The organism is Sphingobacterium chuzhouense, from assembly GCF_014692525.1.
GTDB classification, from domain to species: domain Bacteria; phylum Bacteroidota; class Bacteroidia; order Sphingobacteriales; family Sphingobacteriaceae; genus Sphingobacterium; species Sphingobacterium chuzhouense.
Genome location: NZ_JACNYL010000001.1, coordinates 235742 through 254909, shown reverse-complemented (window position 1 = coordinate 254909; position 19168 = coordinate 235742). Strand labels below are relative to the sequence as shown.

Here is a 19168-nt window from a genome sequence, read left to right as displayed (position 1 = left end):
AAAATGAAAATGTCAAAAAAATCATTCTATATACTGATTCTTTCCACTGTATTTTCATTGTCCAGTTGCGAGAAATTTTTGGATAAAACTGATCCAACAGCAACCGACTTTGTGGAGTTTTTCAGTACGGAGGCGGATATTCTCCGCGTTGTATACAGTAGTTATCTCGATGTGTTTTCCAACACGGCAAATAGTGTCGCTGTGCGAGCCAATTTTTTTTATATGGAAGAGGGGAAATCCGACAATGCTTATAGCAGGATGTCTGGAGATCACCATCAACCGATAGCTAACGGAAACTTAAACTCTAATACTACGGCCGTTTATTACTATTATAATTTGCATATGAAGCATCTAGGGCGTATCAATACATTTATTGCAAACATAGATGTTCCATACGTCGAAGATGAATTGATTCGACAGAAGTATAAAGGTATACTGGAAGCGTTGAGGTGTTGGCATTACTTCAAATTGACCAGCAGATATGCTAACGTACCGTTTTTCTTAGAGCCTGCCGATTTAGAAACAGCTCTGCAACCGGCTAAATCCAAGGAAGAGATATTAGAGACGTTATTTCCGCTGGCGGAACAGGTCGCAAATGGACTTCCCGATGATGCCTATACAACAAATGCGTACATGTTTAACAAATATTCCTTTAAAGCCTTAATTATGCGATATGCTCTTTACAATAAGGATTATCAACGGGCAGCTAGACTAGCTAAGGAAATTATGGATAGTAAAAAATACGAACTGTATGCCAATTACGAGAACCTTTTTAATTATACGGGACATAGGGCAAATAAAGAATATATTATGACCTTTAACAAGGAAAGTCATCCTTCTGCAGCGACTTTTTCTTTTACGAATTTGGCTCCTCAATCCAAAACGGGTTCGGGTCAGGCTTATTTAGTGCCGCTTAAAGCATTGGTGGATTCATATTGGACTTTACAGGGACGTCCCATAGACGATTGTCCGTTGCACACTAAAGAGGAATATGAATTGAATCCAAAGCTGAATCGCGATCCTAGGTTCAAAGCCAGTATAATTAGTAATGGTGATTCGTTCAATGGGGAGGTTATTGATATTTATGATCCAAATAGTACGTATTATTATGAAAAGGCAAGAGCAGGGAAATCCGGATATTGGTTTAAGAAATTTGTGGATCCAGCTGATTATTCCCGTGCGTCGGGAGACTTGGATTTTGGTGTAATACGTTATGCGGAAGTCCTATTAACCTATGCTGAAGCGAAGATTATGCAAAATGATATCGATGCGCTGGCAAAAGATTGTATCAATCAAATAAGAAGAAGAGCAGGACTTGATATGGCCAATGCTGACGTTACCTTATCCGATTTTACTTCATATAGCCAACAACAATGGATCGAACTTATTCGCAACGAACGCCGTGTAGAATTCGCAGGAGAAGGACTCCGCTATGATGATATTCTACGTTGGCGCATCGCACAGGAAGTTATGAATAAACCTGCTTTAGGTCATACCAAACTGGTAAATGGTCGACTAGAATCTCTGAAAATAGAAGATCGCACATTTCAGGCTAATAATTATGTTTGGCCGTTCCATGAAAACAGCCTAAAAGTAGAACCGGGATTAACACAAAACCCAGGTTACTAAACTTAGTTAAAAAGCCAAACAGGTGAAAGTTTTCTTTCACCTGTTTTTTTTATTTAAAATAAAATATCGTTATTCTGATTTTTTTGCCTGTTTAACCTATACTTTTGCAAGTATGAACAAAATAACACTGCATAAAGGCAAAGAAAAAGCTGCTTGGCAATTACATCCTTGGATTTTTTCTGGTGCCATAAAAAACGTAGATGGAACACCTGCAAATGGTGCTATTGTTAAGGTTTTTAATATAGATAAAGAATTTATAGCGTATGGTGTTTACAACGCCCATTCGCGAGTAGCTGTCCGCCTATTGGAATGGAACCAGCAGCATCCTGTAGACGATGGATGGTGGCGCAGTCGTGTACAACGTGCTATACAACTGAGAACCCATTTGTTAACGGATCAAAACAATACCGTGCGGTTGATTTTTGCGGAAGCTGATTTTTTACCAGGGCTTATCGTCGACAAATATGGCGATTTCTTATCGGTACAAATACATTCTTCCGGTATAGAAACCGTGAAGACCATCATTGTCGAAGAATTGGTACAGCTTTTACAGCCCAAGGGGATTTATGAGCGGAGCGATCTGAATGCTCGCCAACATGAAGGATTATCGGACACGAATGGATTGCTATACGGAGAAATGCCATCCGAATTTGTTGAGGTGATAGAAAATGGTATTCGTTACCAGATAAACATTGTCGAGGGTCAGAAGTCCGGCTTTTATTGTGATCAACGGGATAATCGCTCGCTGACAGCACAATACGTCAAAGATAAACGTGTGTTGGACTGTTTTTGTTATTCGGGAGGGTTTACATTGAATGCTTTCAAGGCAGGTGCCTCTTCTGTTGTTTCGGTGGATAGCTCCGCTTTGGCTATCGAAACATTGAATAAAAATATAGTATTAAATGGTTTCGATACGACTATGCTCACAGCCATTCAGGCTGATGTCAATAAGTATCTTCGCCAGCTGAGGGAAGAAGAGGAAAAGTTTGATGTTATTATCTTAGACCCTCCAAAGTATGCTCCATCCCGTTCAGCTTTGGATAAGGCGGCTAGAGCATATAAAGATTTGAATAGACGCGCATTGCTCTTATTAGAAAGTGGAGGACTCTTGGCTACTTTTTCTTGTTCTGGAGCGATGGATATCGATACTTTTAAACAAGTTGTTGCTTGGGCTGCGTTAGATGCCGGAAAGGAAATCCAATTTATTCGACAGTTTAATCAACCGGAAGACCATCCAATTCGTGCATCATTTCCAGAAGGCGAATATTTAAAAGGATTACTGGTGCGGGTAGTATAGGAAGAGTGCATATTTGACAAAAATGTGAAAATGTTCAAAAAGTAAAGCTTTGATAAGAACCTAATACTTGGTAATTTTGTGTTACTATACTGGAAAAACCCTGTCTGACGGTGGGACTAAAATGAAATGAAGATTTATTTTCGGTCTTGAAAGACATAAGTTCATAAAAATTGCGTATTATGGCAAAGAAGTTATATGTATCAAACGGAACTGAATCCGTTCGGATGTTTAAAAATAATTTTTTGGAATCCTTAACTAAAATACATTATAGTGTTCCTCTAATATTTTGGATTCCGGTGATAGGCTATTTTATCTATAAAGCCTATACAAAAGGTGAAATGTCTGTAGGAAATATAACTTTGTATTTTTTTGCTGGCTTGGCTTTTTGGACGTTAGCGGAATATGTATTACACCGTTGGATATTTCATTATGAGCCAACATCGAATTGGGGTAGGCGTATACACTTCATTTTTCATGGTGTACATCATGACTATCCAAAAGATCGGTTGCGTTTAGTCATGCCACTATCAGCTAGCATTCCCCTAGCTGCTATTATTTATTTTATTTTCAGTCTATTTTTGCCGGAATTTATATTGGCCGCTTTTTTCGCTGGATTTCTTTTAGGCTATCTTATTTATGACGAATGTCACTACGCCATGCACCATGCTAATTTTAAATCGGGGTTGTTCAAGAAAATAAAAGATCACCATATGCTCCATCACTATGCTGATCCGGAGCGTGGATTCGGAGTCAGTTCCGCGATATGGGATGTTATATTCGATTCTGGTTTCAAGAAAAATAAGAAGAAGAAAACTACCACCGTATCAACGCAGACCCCCAAGTAAATCCGGCACCAAAGGCAGCTAAGCAGATTAAATCACCGTCCTTGATCTTTCCCTCTTCCCACGCTTCGCATAAAGCAATAGGAACAGAGGCTGCGGTAGTATTACCGTATTTTTGGATGTTATTAAAAACTTGATCGTCACCCAGCCCTAATGTTTTCTGTACAAATTGAGCAATCCGTAGGTTGGCTTGATGAGGGATAAGTAAATCAATGTCGGTCGATTGGAGATTATTTTTTGCCAATGCTTCTTGTATAACTTCCGGAAATTTAACAACGGCTTTTTTGAATACTGCTTGTCCATCCATGTATGGAAATGCAGAGCCATCTTCTAACATTTCTTTTGTAAATAGCATACCTCCAAGTTCCTGCTCCGGCCAATCTGGCTGTTTATCCAACCACATTCCACCAGAAGTTCCAGGGTAATACATGGCAAGTTTTTCAGCTTCAGCTCCGTCCGAATGTAAATGGGTGCTGAGAATACCTTTTCCAGCTTCGTTAGTTGGTTGTACCACGACGGCTCCGGCACCGTCGCCAAAGATAACCGAAACAGCACGTCCGCGGGTGGAATAATCCAATGCAAAAGAATGTTTTTCAGAACCGACAACCAGAATGTTTTTGTACATGCCTGTTTTGATGAACTGATCGGCAATAGAGAGTGCGTATACGAAGCCGGAGCACTGGTTTCTGATATCAAGTGCGCCAACCTCCCTCATGCCCATTTCGCGCTGTAATAACACGCCACAACCCGGAAAATAATAATCGGGCGATAATGTTGCGAATATGATAAAATCAATATCTTCTACTGTAGTATTTGCCCGTTCGATCGCAATTCTAGCCGCTTCGATACCCATTGTGGTAGTCGTCTCTCCTATACGGTCGGCATAGCGTCGCTCTTTGATGCCTGTCCGCTCTTGGATCCATTCATCACTGGTATCCATAAACCGGGTAAGGTCATCATTTGTGTAAACATTTTTTGGCACGTAATAACCTATGCCGGCAATTTTCGATTGAAACATCTTACTTTCCTCATGATTAGTTTGTAAATCTACATATTTTTTAAAATATTAATTATTTTTGCAGCATGGGTGTAGAAACAGAGCAAGAAGCGTTTACGCTTGAAGAGATATTAGCGACGGTTCGGTCTTCGAATCGTTTGATTCTGTGGAATGACGAAATCAACACATTTGATCACGTCATCGATTGCCTGATGAAGCATTTGCAATACTCGGAAGGACAAGCTGAACAAATTGCGTGGAAAGTGCATACAGAAGGCAAATGCGCGGTACTCGAAGGCTCGTTAACAGAGATGGAAATATACAGGAAAATCCTTAAATCCGAGGGATTGACAGTTTCTGTAGAGTAATTATTGATCGCGTTCGTCTACTCAAAGCATTATCCCCCCTTAGCACAAAAAAAAGGAAAATGACATCGTAATAATGCAGTTACGATAGAACGATAGCAGCTTTTATTTTGTTTTTTTGTGGAAAGGACAATTTTTACATGATATTTACAAGACACTTGAAGCTGATTTTCTTTATTATTTTTTGCCCTGTATTTCTTTTCGCACAACAAGGTAAGATAGAAACCATTGTTATTGATGAAGAGACTAACGATCCCATTATTGGCGCTAGCGCTTCCCTTCTCCAACAATCCAATCAAAGTTATGTTCAAGGCGCGCAGAGCGACATCGAGGGAAAACTGGTGTTTTCTGACGTTGATTTTGGAACATATACGATTCGGATTACCTATGTTGGGAAAGAAAATGTTCTTATTGAAAACGTACGTGTAGCGAGTTCACAGCCAGTAAAACTGGCGCAGGTATCCATGATGGATGACGGCAAGTTGATCGAGGAAGTAGTTGTGGAAGGACGCACGCCAGAGATGCGTTTGGGAATTGATAAAAAAGTGTTTGATGTTTCCCAAAGTTTGGTTAGTGTAGGCGGTTCAGCGAGTGAATTGCTAGAAAATGTGCCAACACTTGATGTCGACGCTGATGGGAATGTCTCTCTCCGGGGTTCCAGCAGTGTAAAAATCTTGATCGATGGAAGAGAATCGGCTATGGCTGGTTCCGATATAAATGCATTGCTGCAATCCTTGCCGGCGAATAGCATAGAAAAAGTTGAACTTATTACCAACCCATCTGCCAAATATGATGCGGAGGGCCAATCGGGTATCATCAATATTATATTGAAAAAGAACGTGAGAACAGGACTGAACGGAAGTGTAACGGCATCGGGCGGCTCTTACGAAAACTACAATGCGGGAATTGACTTGAATTACAGAGATCGTAAGTTTAATTTTTTCGGCGGCTATAACTACGCAAATAGGAATCGCCCGGGCGATGGTTTTAACGATAATACCGAGCTAATTGATGGTGTAATTCAAGAAAATAGCGAGCGCACGATTAGTACGACCGAAAGTAATCGGAAAGGTAAGAACCATACGTTTCGGTTTGGTACCGATTGGTATGCTGCGCCTAAAACCACTTTTAGTTTAGGAGCGAATGTTAGTGTTCGCGATAATGACAGGCGTTCGGATATTGATTATCGTTATTTTAATATTCCAGATTTAGGAGACCATTCTTCTCGAATTTCACAGCAGTACGAAGAAGATCTAGGGGTAGATATAACCTTTGATTTTAAGCAGGAACTCAAAAGAGAGGGCGAGGAAATCACGGCTAATATTACGTATGGGAATGATACGGAAGATGGAACAAATGATTTTCATCAGACCTATGACAATGGTCGTGCGGATTTCCGACGCCAGAATGTAACGAGTGAGGCCGGAAAGAACTGGAATTTTCAATTGGATTATGTTCTGCCGTTTGCGGAAGACCATAAATTTGAAGCGGGTTACCGTACGATTGTGCGCAATAGTGAAGATTCCCAATGGTCGGAAGTATTGGATACCTTGACCGGAAGATTTATGCCGGATTTTGGTGTCAGCAACGATTTTGACCTGACGAATAGTGTGCATGCATTATATGCGAATTATCAACGAAAGCTGACAGAGAAATTAGGTATGCAAGTAGGGCTGCGTGGAGAGCAAACCTATTTAAGGTCTACTTACTATAATTTAGATCCAGACGCACCCGAAGATGAAAAAAGAAATGACGGGAATCAAGATTTCTTTCGTCTTTACCCCAGTGCTTTTTTGTCGTATGAAGTGGGTGATTCCGGTGACAAAGTACAGCTTTCTTATACACGCAGAGTGCAACGCCCACGAGGGTGGCAGGTGAACCCTTTTGTCAATGTAAATGATGAAATCAATTATAGACAAGGTAATCCAAACTTATTGCCGGAGGATATACATTCCTTTGAATTGAGTTTTGCAAAATTTTATGACAAATGGAACTTTATCAGTTCTGCATACTATCGTCGCTCAAGTGATATGATGAGTCCGTTTTTGAGAGACCCCGAGGAAATAGCGGATATTGTGGGCGACAGAAGTAACGTGACCTATAGTCGTTGGGAAAACGTATCAAAACAAGACGCGATGGGTCTGGAATTGATATCAAAAGTGAATTTTCTGCGGTGGTGGGACGCAACGGCGAATGTGAACTTGTTTTATGATAAAACCATGCCCTATGCAGAATTCAACACGGGAGATGTAGAGAACTTCAGTTGGAATGGAAACATCAACACGAATGTAAAATTTACAAAATCCACCACCTTACAGGCTCGTGGTTTCTATCGTGCTCCCCGGAAATGGGTACAAGGACGAATGCGTTCGATGACAGGGCTCGATGTGGCGGTACGTCAGGACGTGTTGGCAGGGAAGGGGAGCTTAATGTTTAACGTGCGGGATGTATTTAACACACGCAGGTTCCGTATGGAAAACAATTTGCCGACACAGTTTATCCAAATGGAAAACCGTTGGATGCGTCGCATGTTCTCGTTGTCCTTCACGTACCGTTTTGGTATTCAGGATTTGAATAAGAAAAGGGAGGATCGTGAAGGAGATAACGGTATGGACGAAGGTATGGAAGGTGGTTTTTAAAAATTCATATATTTTTCTACCTTTAGCGAACAACTAAAAGATGTGTTTAATATGAAGAAAAGATTTATGTATATGGTAGGGGTGGTTGTATTAATGTCCACCACTATTTGCCAAGCACAAAATGCCACGGCTGTTGGCAAAAATGTTCCGCCATATGAGTTGAATAACCTCCCGAAAATTGATGTTAATAAGCTTCAGAAAAATGCGGATGGGGCGTATGTATTATTTAACGGCACGTCGTTGGAAGGTTGGCGGGGATACAATAAAGAAAAAGTTCCTGCAAAATGGGGAATTGAAGACGGTACATTGAAATTTTCCAGCAAAGCATCAGGACTGACCAAAGAGGACGGAGGAGATATTATCTTTGCGCATGATTTTCAAAATTTTGAACTGGAGTTTGAATGGAAGATTTCACATGCAGGTAATTCAGGTGTATTTTTCTTGGCAAAAGAAGTAAAAGGACAACCGATATACATATCGAGTCCAGAGTATCAGCTATTGGATAATGAAAATCATCCCGATGCTAAACAAGGAGTCGATGGCAATCGAAAATCAGGCTCGCTTTACGATATGATACCTGCAAAACCTCAAAATGGTAATCCGGCAGGGGAATGGAATAAAGCGAAGATTGTTGTCAATGATGGGAAAGTAATCCACTATCAAAATGGTGAAAAAGTGGTAGAATATACGATATGGACGCCGGAATGGACAGCGTTATTACAAGCGAGTAAGTTTAGTCAAGAAAAGTGGCCGTTGGCATTCGAGTTGTTGAATAAAGTCGGTGGAGAATCTAAGTCGGGTGTTATCGGGTTCCAGGATCATGGCGATGATGTATGGCTGAAGAATATTGCCGTGAAGGTATTGTAAAATTTTAACAGTAAAGACGCCGGCAAGGCGTCTTTACTGTTAAAAAACCAACTGTAATTCGCCTAAATCCCGAATCATATGGCGTACATCTTTCGGTTGCTCAAGACCAACTGCATTAAAGAAGATAGCGTCCATCCCTGCGTTTTGCGCACCTCGAACATCGGCATCAAGATTATCCCCAATCATGATAGATGTTTCCCGCTCGGCTTCTCCATTTTGTAAAGCATGCTCAAAGATTCTTCGATCGGGTTTATTTATGCCAAATAATTCCGAAATAACAATAGTTTTAAAATAAGATTTCAGTTTACTGTGCTCTAACTTCTTTTCACAGGCTTCTTTGAAGCCATTCGATATTAAATGCAGTCTATATTTACGCTGTAGATAGGTCAATGTTTCAACCGCGTTTGGAAAGAGATTCGTCTTGGTAGGGCAGATGCTTAAATACTCTTCTTCAAATGCCGCTGGAAATAATTCAGGTTCAACGCCTAGTTGGGTAAACGTATCGGCAAACCGTAGCCGACGCAAAGTCGGTTTATCAATTTTACCATGATGATAAAGTCCCCAAAGACGATGATTGTTAACAGTATAAGTTTCAATAAAAAGGTCGGAATCACTCTTTCCGATCAACTTATCAAAACGGTATTTGTAGTAAAGCTCGTGTAGTGTTTCTTGTGCATTCTTGTCAAAATCCCAAATGGTATGGTCTAAATCGAAGAAAATATCTTTTTTATGGAAAAACATAATACAAAGATAACACCTTTCTTAACCTATTGTCATAATGCACAGACTATTTCCTTTGAGGTTAACAAATGGTTATTTTTGTGCGACATTAATTTATTGTATGAAGAGAGCGCTCGTACTGTTTTATTTTTTGGTGTTCTACGCCATCACCCAGTTGCTTTGGTGGGGATATCTCCTAGTAAATTACGAACCAGAGCGCAAAGGGATGATCATTGGGGAAGGAATTTTTTTCTTATTGATTTTTATCTGGGGAGCGATGCGGTTAAAGAAACTGTTTAGCGGTGAACATAAACAACAACAACAGCAGCAGAATTTCTTATTGGCGGTAACCCACGAATTGAAATCACCTTTGGCTTCTGTAAAACTGTATATACAGACCATTCTAAAACGTGATTTGGACAGGGAGCAACAAAAAGTTTTCCTTTCCAATTCTTTGAAGGACATCGAACGGTTGGATGACCTGGTCGAAAATGTATTATTGACGACCAAATTGGAAAACCGCAGTTTTAATTTCCCAAAAGAAAATTTTAATTTGACAGAATTGGTGGATAGTGTGGTAGATAGACTACAGAAAAATGCATGTAGCTCCCAAGTTCTAAGACCGGAATTAGATGAAGACGTGGTTATCCATGCGGATAAATTTGCCATCACTAATGTGGTAAATAATTTGATAGAAAATGCCATAAAATATTCACCTCCATGTGCAACGGTGGATGTAAAACTGAAAGAAAGCGAAAACAGAAAAATTATTTTTTCTGTTGCCGATCATGGGCAGGGTATACCAGAAGAAGAGAAAAAAAACATATTCAACAAGTTTTACCGAATAGGCAATGAGTCTACACGTAAAACTAAAGGCACGGGTTTAGGGTTGTATATAGTGAAGACAGTATTGCAAAAACACAACGCCTCCATTAAGGTAAAAGATAACACTCCATCTGGGAGTATTTTTGAAGTAACATTTGAAAATTATGCAAACTAAGCAACGTATATTATTGGTAGAAGATGAAGAACATTTATTGGAAGCCATCAAATTAAATCTGGAGCTAGAAGGTTACCGGGTAACGACAGCTACAGACGGAAAGAAGGCATTGAAGATATTTAAGGAAGAGCGCTTCAACCTGATTGTTCTGGATGTGATGATCCCCGAAATCGACGGCTTTCAGGTTGCCGAAACTATCCGTTTACAGAATACGGAAGTACCTATTATGTTCCTAACAGCTAAGAACAGTAGTGAAGACCGTATCACAGGCTTAAAAAAAGGCGCCGATGACTATTTAGTCAAGCCTTTTAATCTGGAAGAGCTTATCCTTCGTGTAGGCAATTTAATCCGTAGGGGACTTAAATCAGACGATTTAAAAGAATTTAATTCGTATACAATTGGAGATAAAACAATTTATTTTAACTCCTATGAACTTCATCATGCGGACGGCACAGTAACGTCGTTGACGAAAAAAGAAACGATGCTGTTAAAGTTATTGATAGAACGGAAAAATGAAGCCGTTTCCCGGGAGCAGATATTAGAAACCGTGTGGAATTACGACGTTTATCCATCAACACGTACGATTGATAATTTTATTCTGACGTTCCGTAAATATTTTGAGCCCGACCAAAAACATCCTGTATATTTTCATTCGATCCGTGGCGTAGGGTATAAGTTTACAGATACACCAACCAGCGCGTAGATGAACACACGATCAAGGATGATTGTCATCGGTATCGCAGTGACATTTCTTCTTTATGCGGTTTACGAGAAGCACTATAATATCATTATTTATATTTTAGGGCTGATTGGATACTTTATATGGAGCCATTATCGCGAAGGTACCGTTTTTCTAGCTACGCAGGCATTTCACAAGCAAGACTATGAGAAAACCAAAGCACTGCTAGCGGAAATTAAGGATCCTGATAAACTACGGAAGAGACGCCGAAATTATTATGAATTCATGATGGGAAATATCGCGCTCAAAGAGGAACGGATCGACGACGCGGAATATCACTTTCAATTAGCTTCCCGCTTGCCTTGGAAACGCGATTCGGAGAAAGGATTTGTATTGATTAATCTAGCCAATATCAATTTACGAAAACGTAATTACGACCGTGTTCCTGTGTATATCGAGCTCGCAAATAAGCTGAAACTTACAGAACGCCAAAAAGCAATTGTTGAAAAAATAGAAAAAGAATTAAATAAACAAACCTAGTGGACAAAACTTTACAGAACGATTTATTGATTAGAGCTGCATTATCGCAGTCGACGGAGAGACCTCCTGTTTGGATGATGCGTCAAGCCGGACGCTTTATGCCCGAATACTGGGAAATAAAGAATAAATACAGCTTTTTAGAGATGTGCAAAACGCCGGAAATCGCAGCAGATGTGACGATGTTGCCCGTTGATCTTTTGGATATTGATGCGGCAATCTTATTTTCCGACATTCTGGTAACGGCAGAGGCAATGGGAGGAGATCTATCGTTCGAGCAAGGAATAGGGCCTCGATTCAGTAATCCGGTACGTACACAGACTGATGTAGATAGACTGGAGACCGATTGCGTAGATAGGTTACAGTATGTTGCGGATGCTATCCGTGTGGTACAAAAACGTTTAGCAGGACGTATCCCTTTAATCGGCTTTGCGGGGGCGCCGTTTACGATATTGAGTTACCTTGTAGAAGGAGGCTCGTCTAAAGATTTTAAACGAACCAAGTTATTGCTTAATAATGAGCCAGCGTTAGCACATCAACTGTTGCAAAAAATAGCCGATGTAACGATAAGCTATCTGAATATGCAGATCGAAGCAGGTGTAAATGCTATACAATTGTTTGATAGTTGGGCATTAGCATTATCATGGAACGATTATCGCGATTTTGCGCATTACTATAATAAATATATTCTGGACAATATTAAACGGTCCGTTCCGGTGATTTCTTTCTGTAAAGGTTCTTCGGTATTTGCGCCGATGATGGCAGAAGCGAAGCCAAATGTGGTATCCATCGATTGGAACGCTGATTTGAAAAACGTGAAGCAAATGCTTCCAAAAGGCATTGCCGTACAAGGAAATTTAGATCCGTTTGTATTGTATGCAGATAAGCATGTCATTAAAGATAAAATTTTGCAGTTATTTGAACGTATGCGTGGCGAGGAAGGATTTATCTTTAATCTAGGACATGGGATTATGCCGGATATTCCTTTTGATAATGTGAAATATGCAATCGATGTGGTTAAGGAATTCCGATATTAGCGCAACGAAGTAATGAGTAATGAAGTGATAAGTAAAAATTAGTTAACTATATAGTCACTGATCACTAATTAAATAAAATGATATACTTATACGCAAAAGCGTTGCATATTATCTTTATGGTCTGCTGGATGGCGGGGCTATTTTATATGCCCCGGCTGTTTATCTACCATACGGAAGCAAAGCTGAAATCGGACATAGAATATCAGGTATTGCATGAGCAATTCATGGTTATGGAACGAAGGCTTTGGTGGGTAATCACCACACCTGCGATGTATATCACCGTTGCTTCTGCATTGACTATGCTTTATCTATCACCAGGTTTGTTAAGTCAGGGATGGATGCATGTAAAACTTACTTTTGTGGCGGGACTGCTGTTTTACCATTTTAAGAGTCAACAAATTATGAAACTATTGGCATTAGGTAAATCTACATGGACTTCTTCGCAGTTGCGTTTATGGAATGAAGTGTCCACCATTATTCTTTTTGCCATCGTTTTTTTAGTTATCTTTAGATCAGCCATCGATTGGATTTATGGTGTGTTGGGGTTATTGGGGCTGGCTGTATTATTGATGGTTCTTATTAAGTTATACAAGCGTTATCGATCTCGTAACTCGTGATGATATTAAACAAATGAAGAACATATTTTTATTAGTATTTCTATCTATAATAGTATTTCAAGGAAAAGCGCAAGACCACGCTTGGGCGTTTGGTTTTTATGGCGATGTGCAATTAGAATCCCCCAGTTACCAAGGAGCTTTTGGGATTCAAGGGAAATATGATTTTGCCAAACACTCCGCGGTCCAGGCACAGGTGTATGGGCGAAGTGGTTATGTAGCTGTTGGTGGCGATTATATACTTTCGTTATTAGATAGAACGAAAAGTAATTTTAATGTTTTCCTCGGAGGTGGTATAAGCCAGGATTTCTATCGCTATCAAGATCTTTCCGAAGAGCAGGCTTGGCCAGAAAAGCGTGAAAACTTTACGATATTAAATGGGCAGGCTGGTGTTAGTTATTATTTTCCAGCGGTGAATCTATCGTTATATACAGGGTATAAACTAAAATTCCATTTTGAATGGGAAGAAATACAACCCAATTTTTTAATGTTCGGTGTGCGTTATCATTTATGGTAATGAACGACATGTTCACAACCTCATTGTACATGACCTGTAAGTCATCGAACTTCTGAATGAACTTCGATGACATGTTTACTTTCTCATTGTATTTGACACGTCAGTTACAAAACTTTGATATGTAATTCCGTAGCGTATTCCCAACTTTGTTATACTAGATAGCTAAAGCGGTTAACTTTAAACTCATGCTACGTAACATGCTTTTAAAGAAATACGATATAGTCTCATACAACATTGCATTTAACTCATGGTACAATTAATTTTATGTAAGTTTTATTAAGGGGAGAACCGATACTTTTGACTTTCGATACCTTTGTTCCAAGTTTGTGATTTTTACGACGGAGGTTGGCTTCAAGAAGGACGAATTAGCTAAAAAGTCACCGAGATTGATCAAAGTGTCCTATGAATATGCCAAAAATACAAATGTCCTGATTATATTTTACAATTTGTTTATCGTAAAGGACGTTGACTTTGTGAAGATGTACCTGCACATGGATTGCATGTTACGTAGCAAACGTATCAAATTATAACGCCTTATGTAAGTGTCGAGTTTTATAAACTAAATACTAAATTTGTCGTATCGAATGGCGTTACGTTACCTATATTTTGAAGGATGATCTCTTCGCTAACGCCTCAAGCTTGTGCGCTAGGTAAGATAATGGGATGACAAACATGGTAAAATAAGAAACAAAATGGCTGAAAATTATATTTCGAAGAAAAATCGTACACTATTCAGCGTGTTTATATCCGCTGTAATACTGTTATTAACCAGCCAATGTAGCTCAAGAGATTCATCGGAGAAATCTCTTGAAACACTAAACCAAGTAATTGCTGATCGAGAATATTACTTGGAAAAGAAGTTAAGTCAGATTGATAGTGTACGAAAAAAATTGCATTCAACTACCGATGGCGTGGCGCAATTTGATGCATACAGAACGCTATTCCATATGTATTATGATTTGCAGATTGATACTGCTTTGCAATATGCAGAACAGATGCTTCGTCTGTCAGAGAGCGTCCTTAAATCACAACCTACCTACCAGACAGAATCATTACTATTGACGGCTCGTGTTTATGCGTACACAGGGATGTACAAGGAATGCGGTGAGTTATTAGATAAGGAATATTTCCTTAAAGAAGAACTTTCGGAGGATCTCAAAAGACTTTATTTTGTTACGCAAATGGAATTGTACAAAGGGTTAGCCGACCAAGCTATTATTGAACGTGAACTGAAAGCGTACGACAAGATAATAGATGCTAGCCGTGATTCTCTTATAACCATCATCCCGAAAAATTCAGTTTGGCACCTTATACATTTATCTAATAAAATCAAAGTGGAAGGTGATTATGATCGTGCAGTAGAAGTATTATCTAAAGCTTACAACCAACTCACGACAGACGATCGTGATATGGCCCATGTCGCTTTTTATATGTCTGATTTATATAGGCTAAAAGGGGATGGAGTAAAAGAAAAACAATACTTGATTATATCGTCCATTACAGATGTGAAACACGCAGTAAAAGAGTATGTCTCCCTTTGGAAGCTTGCTGAGATCCTCTATAATGAAGGTAACGTAAAGACCGCCTACCAATTCATCGAAATATCTTTGCAAGATGCAATGTACAGTGGTGCATATAGATGGACACAACATATCATAAAGATTTTGCCCAGCATCTACGCAAGTTACAACACCAAGATTCTACAGCAAAAGAATACAATTTCTTCAGCGTTCTTTGTTATTGTCTGTCTCTTGGCATGTTCGATCCTATTATCGTTATACATTGTTAGACAATATAGAAAATTGGATAGAGCAAAAGGTCAATTGAGCAAAATGAATGATGATCTCATGGAAATGAACGAGGAGTTGAACGCATTGAGTGATAAACTACATTTAGCCAATATAGAGTTGGAGACCACCAATAGTCAACTCCTCTTTGTTAATAGCGAATTGGTATCAACAAATCTTTTGAAGGAAACCTATCTGAGCAAGTTTATAGATTTATGCTCGGATTATATCGATAAGCTTGATGAATATAGAGGGAGCCTAAAAAGACTTCTTAAAGGAGGAAAGTTAGACAAAATAGAAAAAGAGCTGGCATCCACTAAATATATTGATAACGAACACAAAGCATTCCTCACGAATTTTGACGAAACATTTTTAAACCTGTATCCAAATTTTGTTTCCGAATTTAACAGCTTGTTTCCTCAAGACGAACAGCAGAGAATAAAACACAACGAATTGCTAACCACGGAGCTAAGGGTTTTTGCACTTATTAGGTTGGGTATAACCGATAGTTATAAAATAGCCAAGTTTTTAAGATGCTCGATTACGACGATCTATACCTATAGGTCGAAGATGAAAAACAAATCATACTATCCAGATAGTTTTGAAGACCGAATTAAAGAACATCGGAAACAAGCTTATTTCTCACTTATAAAGGAATAAATGCCCTATTAACTTCCTGATTATATTACAGGTTGAGAACCTTTTCTATTTACGGGTGAGCCAAAACACACGTTAAAAGCCATTTTTATATCTTGAAAAGTTTAGATTACGGATGTGTCTATTTTGAGTTAACTGTTTGACTTTAAGTGTATTGTTTGTTTATTTTATTTTGATTTTTCTCCTCTGGACGATAGCACTATGTTTATGTCAGATCGAAATTCAGAACTTTGGTGTCACCGAATATAAAACGTTAGCACACTTAAGAGGATGAGAAGATTTATTGACCTATTTTATTGTATTTATCCACTATCGTAATCATGAAGAGAAGTACCATCTGATTCCTAAAATAAAAGAGTCAGTAAATGAAGATGTATAGCCATAATCAAATTATAAAAATATGAAACACAAAAAAAGTTTTTTCTGGGGCTTTGTACTGTTGCTCGGCTGTCTAGGATTTTTTGCCTGTTCAAAGGAGGACAATACCAAGAATGCTGCAGCACGTCTCAAGGTAGACAAAATACAGCTATCTGTTATCCAATCGGGAAGATTGAGCTCCGGTAGTAAGCCTACGCTTACCGTTTTAGCAAATTTAGGATATGAAATAACGAGTGATGTCAACTGGATAACGACGGATAAACCTATAGGAAGGGGGCAAACAGACGTGATAATCGACATCCAGGAGAATACCACTGGGGATACCCGTGTAGGGCAACTCACTATATCTTCTAAAGAGTTAAAAGAAAAAGTAACGGTTATACAGACTATGGATTTAGACACGGATGATGGTCAAAATGTAGGATTCGTATACTTGGAAGATGACTTTAGCTGGTGTGAAGAATTTGGAGGAGAAGATGAAATCGAAAAACAAGCTACTGGAACGACAATTAATGCGAATACCGTAGCCGCTGCAAAAACTGCACTCAATTCCAGAGGATATGAAGATATTAATTCTGGTGGGAACTGTTTCTATTTGGGGAAACATTACTTTAAAATGGGGAAAACTAACTATCAAACTGGGGTTCGACTCACTAATATCCCTAATCTTGAAGACGGTAAAACAACAAATGCTCGTCTTACATTCAATGCTACCCCAATTCGTACGGGTAGTGGGAACTATGACAATGTACAGGTTATCGTTGAAATTGAAGGGCCGGGTACTGTCGGCGGCGGATCAAAAAAGACAAGTGAGGAAATCAGCATACAGATTCCTAACGGTGGCCCTTGGCATTGGGTTGAAAGAAGTGTGGAACTTTTCGGAATAGAAGCAGGTAGCAAGATCACATTAAAAACAACAAAAACAGGTTCCGATACAGGTACTTTTCGTTGGAGCTTGAATGATATCAAGATTGAAAAAATACAAACAAACTAGCATCCAATAGATTATGAAAAATATAAAAGCAACTGTCATCTTGCTGACCATTTTGGCAACAATGTCTTTTCATTCTTGTAAGCGGACATTGGATATGGATGACATTTTCGAAGTATCAACGAATAGCGTTTCGTTGAATTATCAAGGATTATTAGAAAATGGAGATCATGCCCAGATTGAAATCGGTACCAGCGGAACCTGGCAAGTGTCGTCAAAGCCGGAGTGGGTAGAACTCAGTAAAGGCACTGGTGATCGTGGTCGTTATACGATCTTTTTAACCGTAGAAGAAGCTGGGACGATGGAAGACAGAGAAGGCAAGATTGTATTTGAAAGCCTCGGTCAAACGATTTCTGTCGATATCAAACAAGTGAAAAAAGTAGAGGAACTAAATGTATCTCCTGCAGAAATAGCGGTTAATATCAGAGGTTTACTCGATAATGGAAAAGCACCGGCTATCTATATATCCACTAATTCAGATTGGCGTATTTCCGAATTGCCGGAATGGATTTCCGTGGATAAAACGGAGGGAAAAGCCGGGAATGTCTCGGTAATATTAACGGTTACGAAGAATAATACAGGAGAATCTCGTCAAGGGTCGTTTACGGTTATTTCCGGTGATAAAACTGAAAAAGTTGAGGTAGAGCAGGATCTTACTTATATTCCGCTGACGGAGGTCACTATAATCACAGGGGATCAACGTGGAGCAATTACCAGTGGGGAGGCAACCTTTGAGGTTAATTCTATTGAAACTTGGACATTGGCAAGCGACAACTGGATACATGTAACGCCCAATAAAGGAGATGCTGGTACAACGGAAGTGACTGTTAGTCTGGAACCGACTACCGTAGCACGTATCGGTGCGATTACAATTAAAGATGCTGATAATTTAACTACTGTTGTTACCGTGAAACAAGAAGTATTGTTGCCGGACGATGGAAAAGCGGTTGGATATTTATATTATGCAGATGACTTTGAATGGGTACGTCCATATGGCGGAGAAGACGAGTTGTTGAAAGCACCTACCTCAGCGGGGCATGGAAAAGGTTTCGCGGGATCAACTAAAAATATGCACACCACCGGTCCCACAGGATCTGCGACAGTGTCTGCCGCTACAGCCTTCGCAAATCGCAACTATGAGGATATCAATTGGAACGGGAACGCCTTCTATTATGGTGCGCACTATTTCAAAATGGGAAAGACAGACGTAGAGACGGGAATTAAATTGGTGTCTATACCGAATACAACAGCAGACAGATCAACGAATGTGAGACTGACCTTTAACGCGACACCTGCTCGAGGAGGAAGCTCGGGAAGTGGATTCGATGATGTCATCTTGATGGTCGAGATAGAAGGGCCAGGATCGGTCGGTATAGATGATAAAAGCACCAAGTATAAGGATGATCTTGACATCCAAATCCCAGATAATGCAGCTACCGATTGGTATTGGATAGAAAAAAGTGTGACTCTTTATGGTATCACTTCCGAAACAAAAGTAACCATAAAACCAAGCACGAAAACACTTGGTGGCAGATACAATCGTTGGTTGCTAAACGACATCAAATTGGAGAAACACAGTAAAGTAAATTAGTAGCTCTTTTGTCATATAAATAAT

At 39.4% G+C, this 19168-nt stretch carries 17 protein-coding genes; 15 read left to right on the top strand and 2 right to left on the bottom strand.

Features of this window, described 5'->3' with window-relative positions; all coding sequences use genetic code 11:
* Positions 1-9: 9 nt before the first annotated feature.
* From H8B21_RS01115 to H8B21_RS01105, 3 genes are all read left to right on the top strand, one after another.
* Complete coding sequence (locus tag H8B21_RS01115; protein WP_190311957.1) at positions 10-1629, top strand: RagB/SusD family nutrient uptake outer membrane protein; 1620 nt, start codon at positions 10-12, stop codon at positions 1627-1629.
* Between the two features lie 112 nt (positions 1630-1741).
* On the top strand, positions 1742-2926 hold the full coding sequence (locus H8B21_RS01110; RefSeq protein ID WP_190311956.1) for a class I SAM-dependent rRNA methyltransferase: 1185 nt from the start codon (positions 1742-1744) through the stop codon (positions 2924-2926).
* 179 nt (positions 2927-3105) lie between these two features.
* On the top strand, positions 3106-3771 hold the full coding sequence (locus H8B21_RS01105) for a sterol desaturase family protein (RefSeq protein WP_223814763.1): 666 nt from the start codon (positions 3106-3108) through the stop codon (positions 3769-3771).
* Here H8B21_RS01105 and H8B21_RS01100 read toward each other — a convergent pair.
* Positions 3740-4786, bottom strand: a complete 1047-nt coding sequence (locus H8B21_RS01100; protein WP_190311955.1) for a 3-oxoacyl-ACP synthase III family protein — start codon at positions 4784-4786, stop codon at positions 3740-3742. The genes H8B21_RS01105 and H8B21_RS01100 overlap by 32 nt on opposite strands.
* Positions 4787-4851: 65 nt before the next feature.
* Between H8B21_RS01100 and H8B21_RS01095 the strand changes: the two genes are divergently transcribed.
* The 3 genes from H8B21_RS01095 to H8B21_RS01085 all read left to right on the top strand — a co-directional run bounded on the left by H8B21_RS01095 (position 4852) and on the right by H8B21_RS01085 (position 8636).
* Complete coding sequence (locus H8B21_RS01095; RefSeq protein ID WP_190311954.1) at positions 4852-5133, top strand: ATP-dependent Clp protease adaptor ClpS; 282 nt, start codon at positions 4852-4854, stop codon at positions 5131-5133.
* 137 nt (positions 5134-5270) lie between these two features.
* Positions 5271-7769, top strand: coding sequence for an outer membrane beta-barrel protein (locus H8B21_RS01090; RefSeq protein ID WP_190311953.1), 2499 nt, complete (start codon positions 5271-5273; stop codon positions 7767-7769).
* Between the two features lie 51 nt (positions 7770-7820).
* Positions 7821-8636, top strand: a complete 816-nt coding sequence (locus H8B21_RS01085; protein ID WP_190311952.1) for a 3-keto-disaccharide hydrolase — start codon at positions 7821-7823, stop codon at positions 8634-8636.
* A 39-nt stretch (positions 8637-8675) separates the two neighbouring features.
* Here H8B21_RS01085 and H8B21_RS01080 read toward each other — a convergent pair whose 3' ends face one another.
* The gene (locus tag H8B21_RS01080; RefSeq protein WP_190311951.1) at positions 8676-9377 is read right to left on the bottom strand and encodes a YjjG family noncanonical pyrimidine nucleotidase; all 702 of its coding nucleotides are present in this window, start codon (positions 9375-9377) and stop codon (positions 8676-8678) included.
* 100 nt (positions 9378-9477) lie between these two features.
* On the opposite strand from H8B21_RS01080, the gene H8B21_RS01075 reads away from it, so the two are divergent.
* From H8B21_RS01075 to H8B21_RS01035, 9 genes are all read left to right on the top strand, one after another.
* Positions 9478-10356 (top strand): sensor histidine kinase, encoded by an 879-nt coding sequence (locus H8B21_RS01075; protein WP_190311950.1) that lies wholly within the window; start codon positions 9478-9480, stop codon positions 10354-10356.
* A complete protein-coding gene (locus H8B21_RS01070) occupies positions 10346-11059 on the top strand; it encodes a response regulator transcription factor (protein ID WP_190311949.1) in 714 nt (237 codons plus the stop codon). Before H8B21_RS01075 ends, H8B21_RS01070 begins: the two co-directional genes overlap by 11 nt.
* Positions 11060-11575, top strand: a complete 516-nt coding sequence (locus H8B21_RS01065) for a hypothetical protein (protein WP_190311948.1) — start codon at positions 11060-11062, stop codon at positions 11573-11575. It abuts the gene before it with no gap.
* Positions 11575-12609, top strand: a complete 1035-nt coding sequence (gene hemE / locus H8B21_RS01060; RefSeq protein WP_190311947.1) for a uroporphyrinogen decarboxylase — start codon at positions 11575-11577, stop codon at positions 12607-12609. The genes H8B21_RS01065 and hemE overlap by 1 nt, the downstream gene beginning before the upstream one ends.
* A 77-nt stretch (positions 12610-12686) precedes the next feature.
* Positions 12687-13226: a protoporphyrinogen oxidase HemJ gene (gene hemJ, locus H8B21_RS01055; protein ID WP_190311946.1), complete on the top strand. Its 540-nt coding sequence runs from the start codon at positions 12687-12689 to the stop codon at positions 13224-13226.
* A gap of 13 nt (positions 13227-13239) precedes the next feature.
* On the top strand, positions 13240-13740 hold the full coding sequence (locus H8B21_RS01050) for a hypothetical protein (protein WP_190311945.1): 501 nt from the start codon (positions 13240-13242) through the stop codon (positions 13738-13740).
* Positions 13741-14432: 692 nt separating this feature from the next.
* Positions 14433-16187, top strand: a complete 1755-nt coding sequence (locus tag H8B21_RS01045; protein WP_190311944.1) for a DUF6377 domain-containing protein — start codon at positions 14433-14435, stop codon at positions 16185-16187.
* 397 nt (positions 16188-16584) lie between these two features.
* On the top strand, positions 16585-17556 hold the full coding sequence (locus tag H8B21_RS01040; RefSeq protein ID WP_190311943.1) for a BACON domain-containing protein: 972 nt from the start codon (positions 16585-16587) through the stop codon (positions 17554-17556).
* A 13-nt stretch (positions 17557-17569) separates the two neighbouring features.
* Complete coding sequence (locus H8B21_RS01035; RefSeq protein WP_190311942.1) at positions 17570-19144, top strand: BACON domain-containing protein; 1575 nt, start codon at positions 17570-17572, stop codon at positions 19142-19144.
* Positions 19145-19168: the final 24 nt, after the last annotated feature.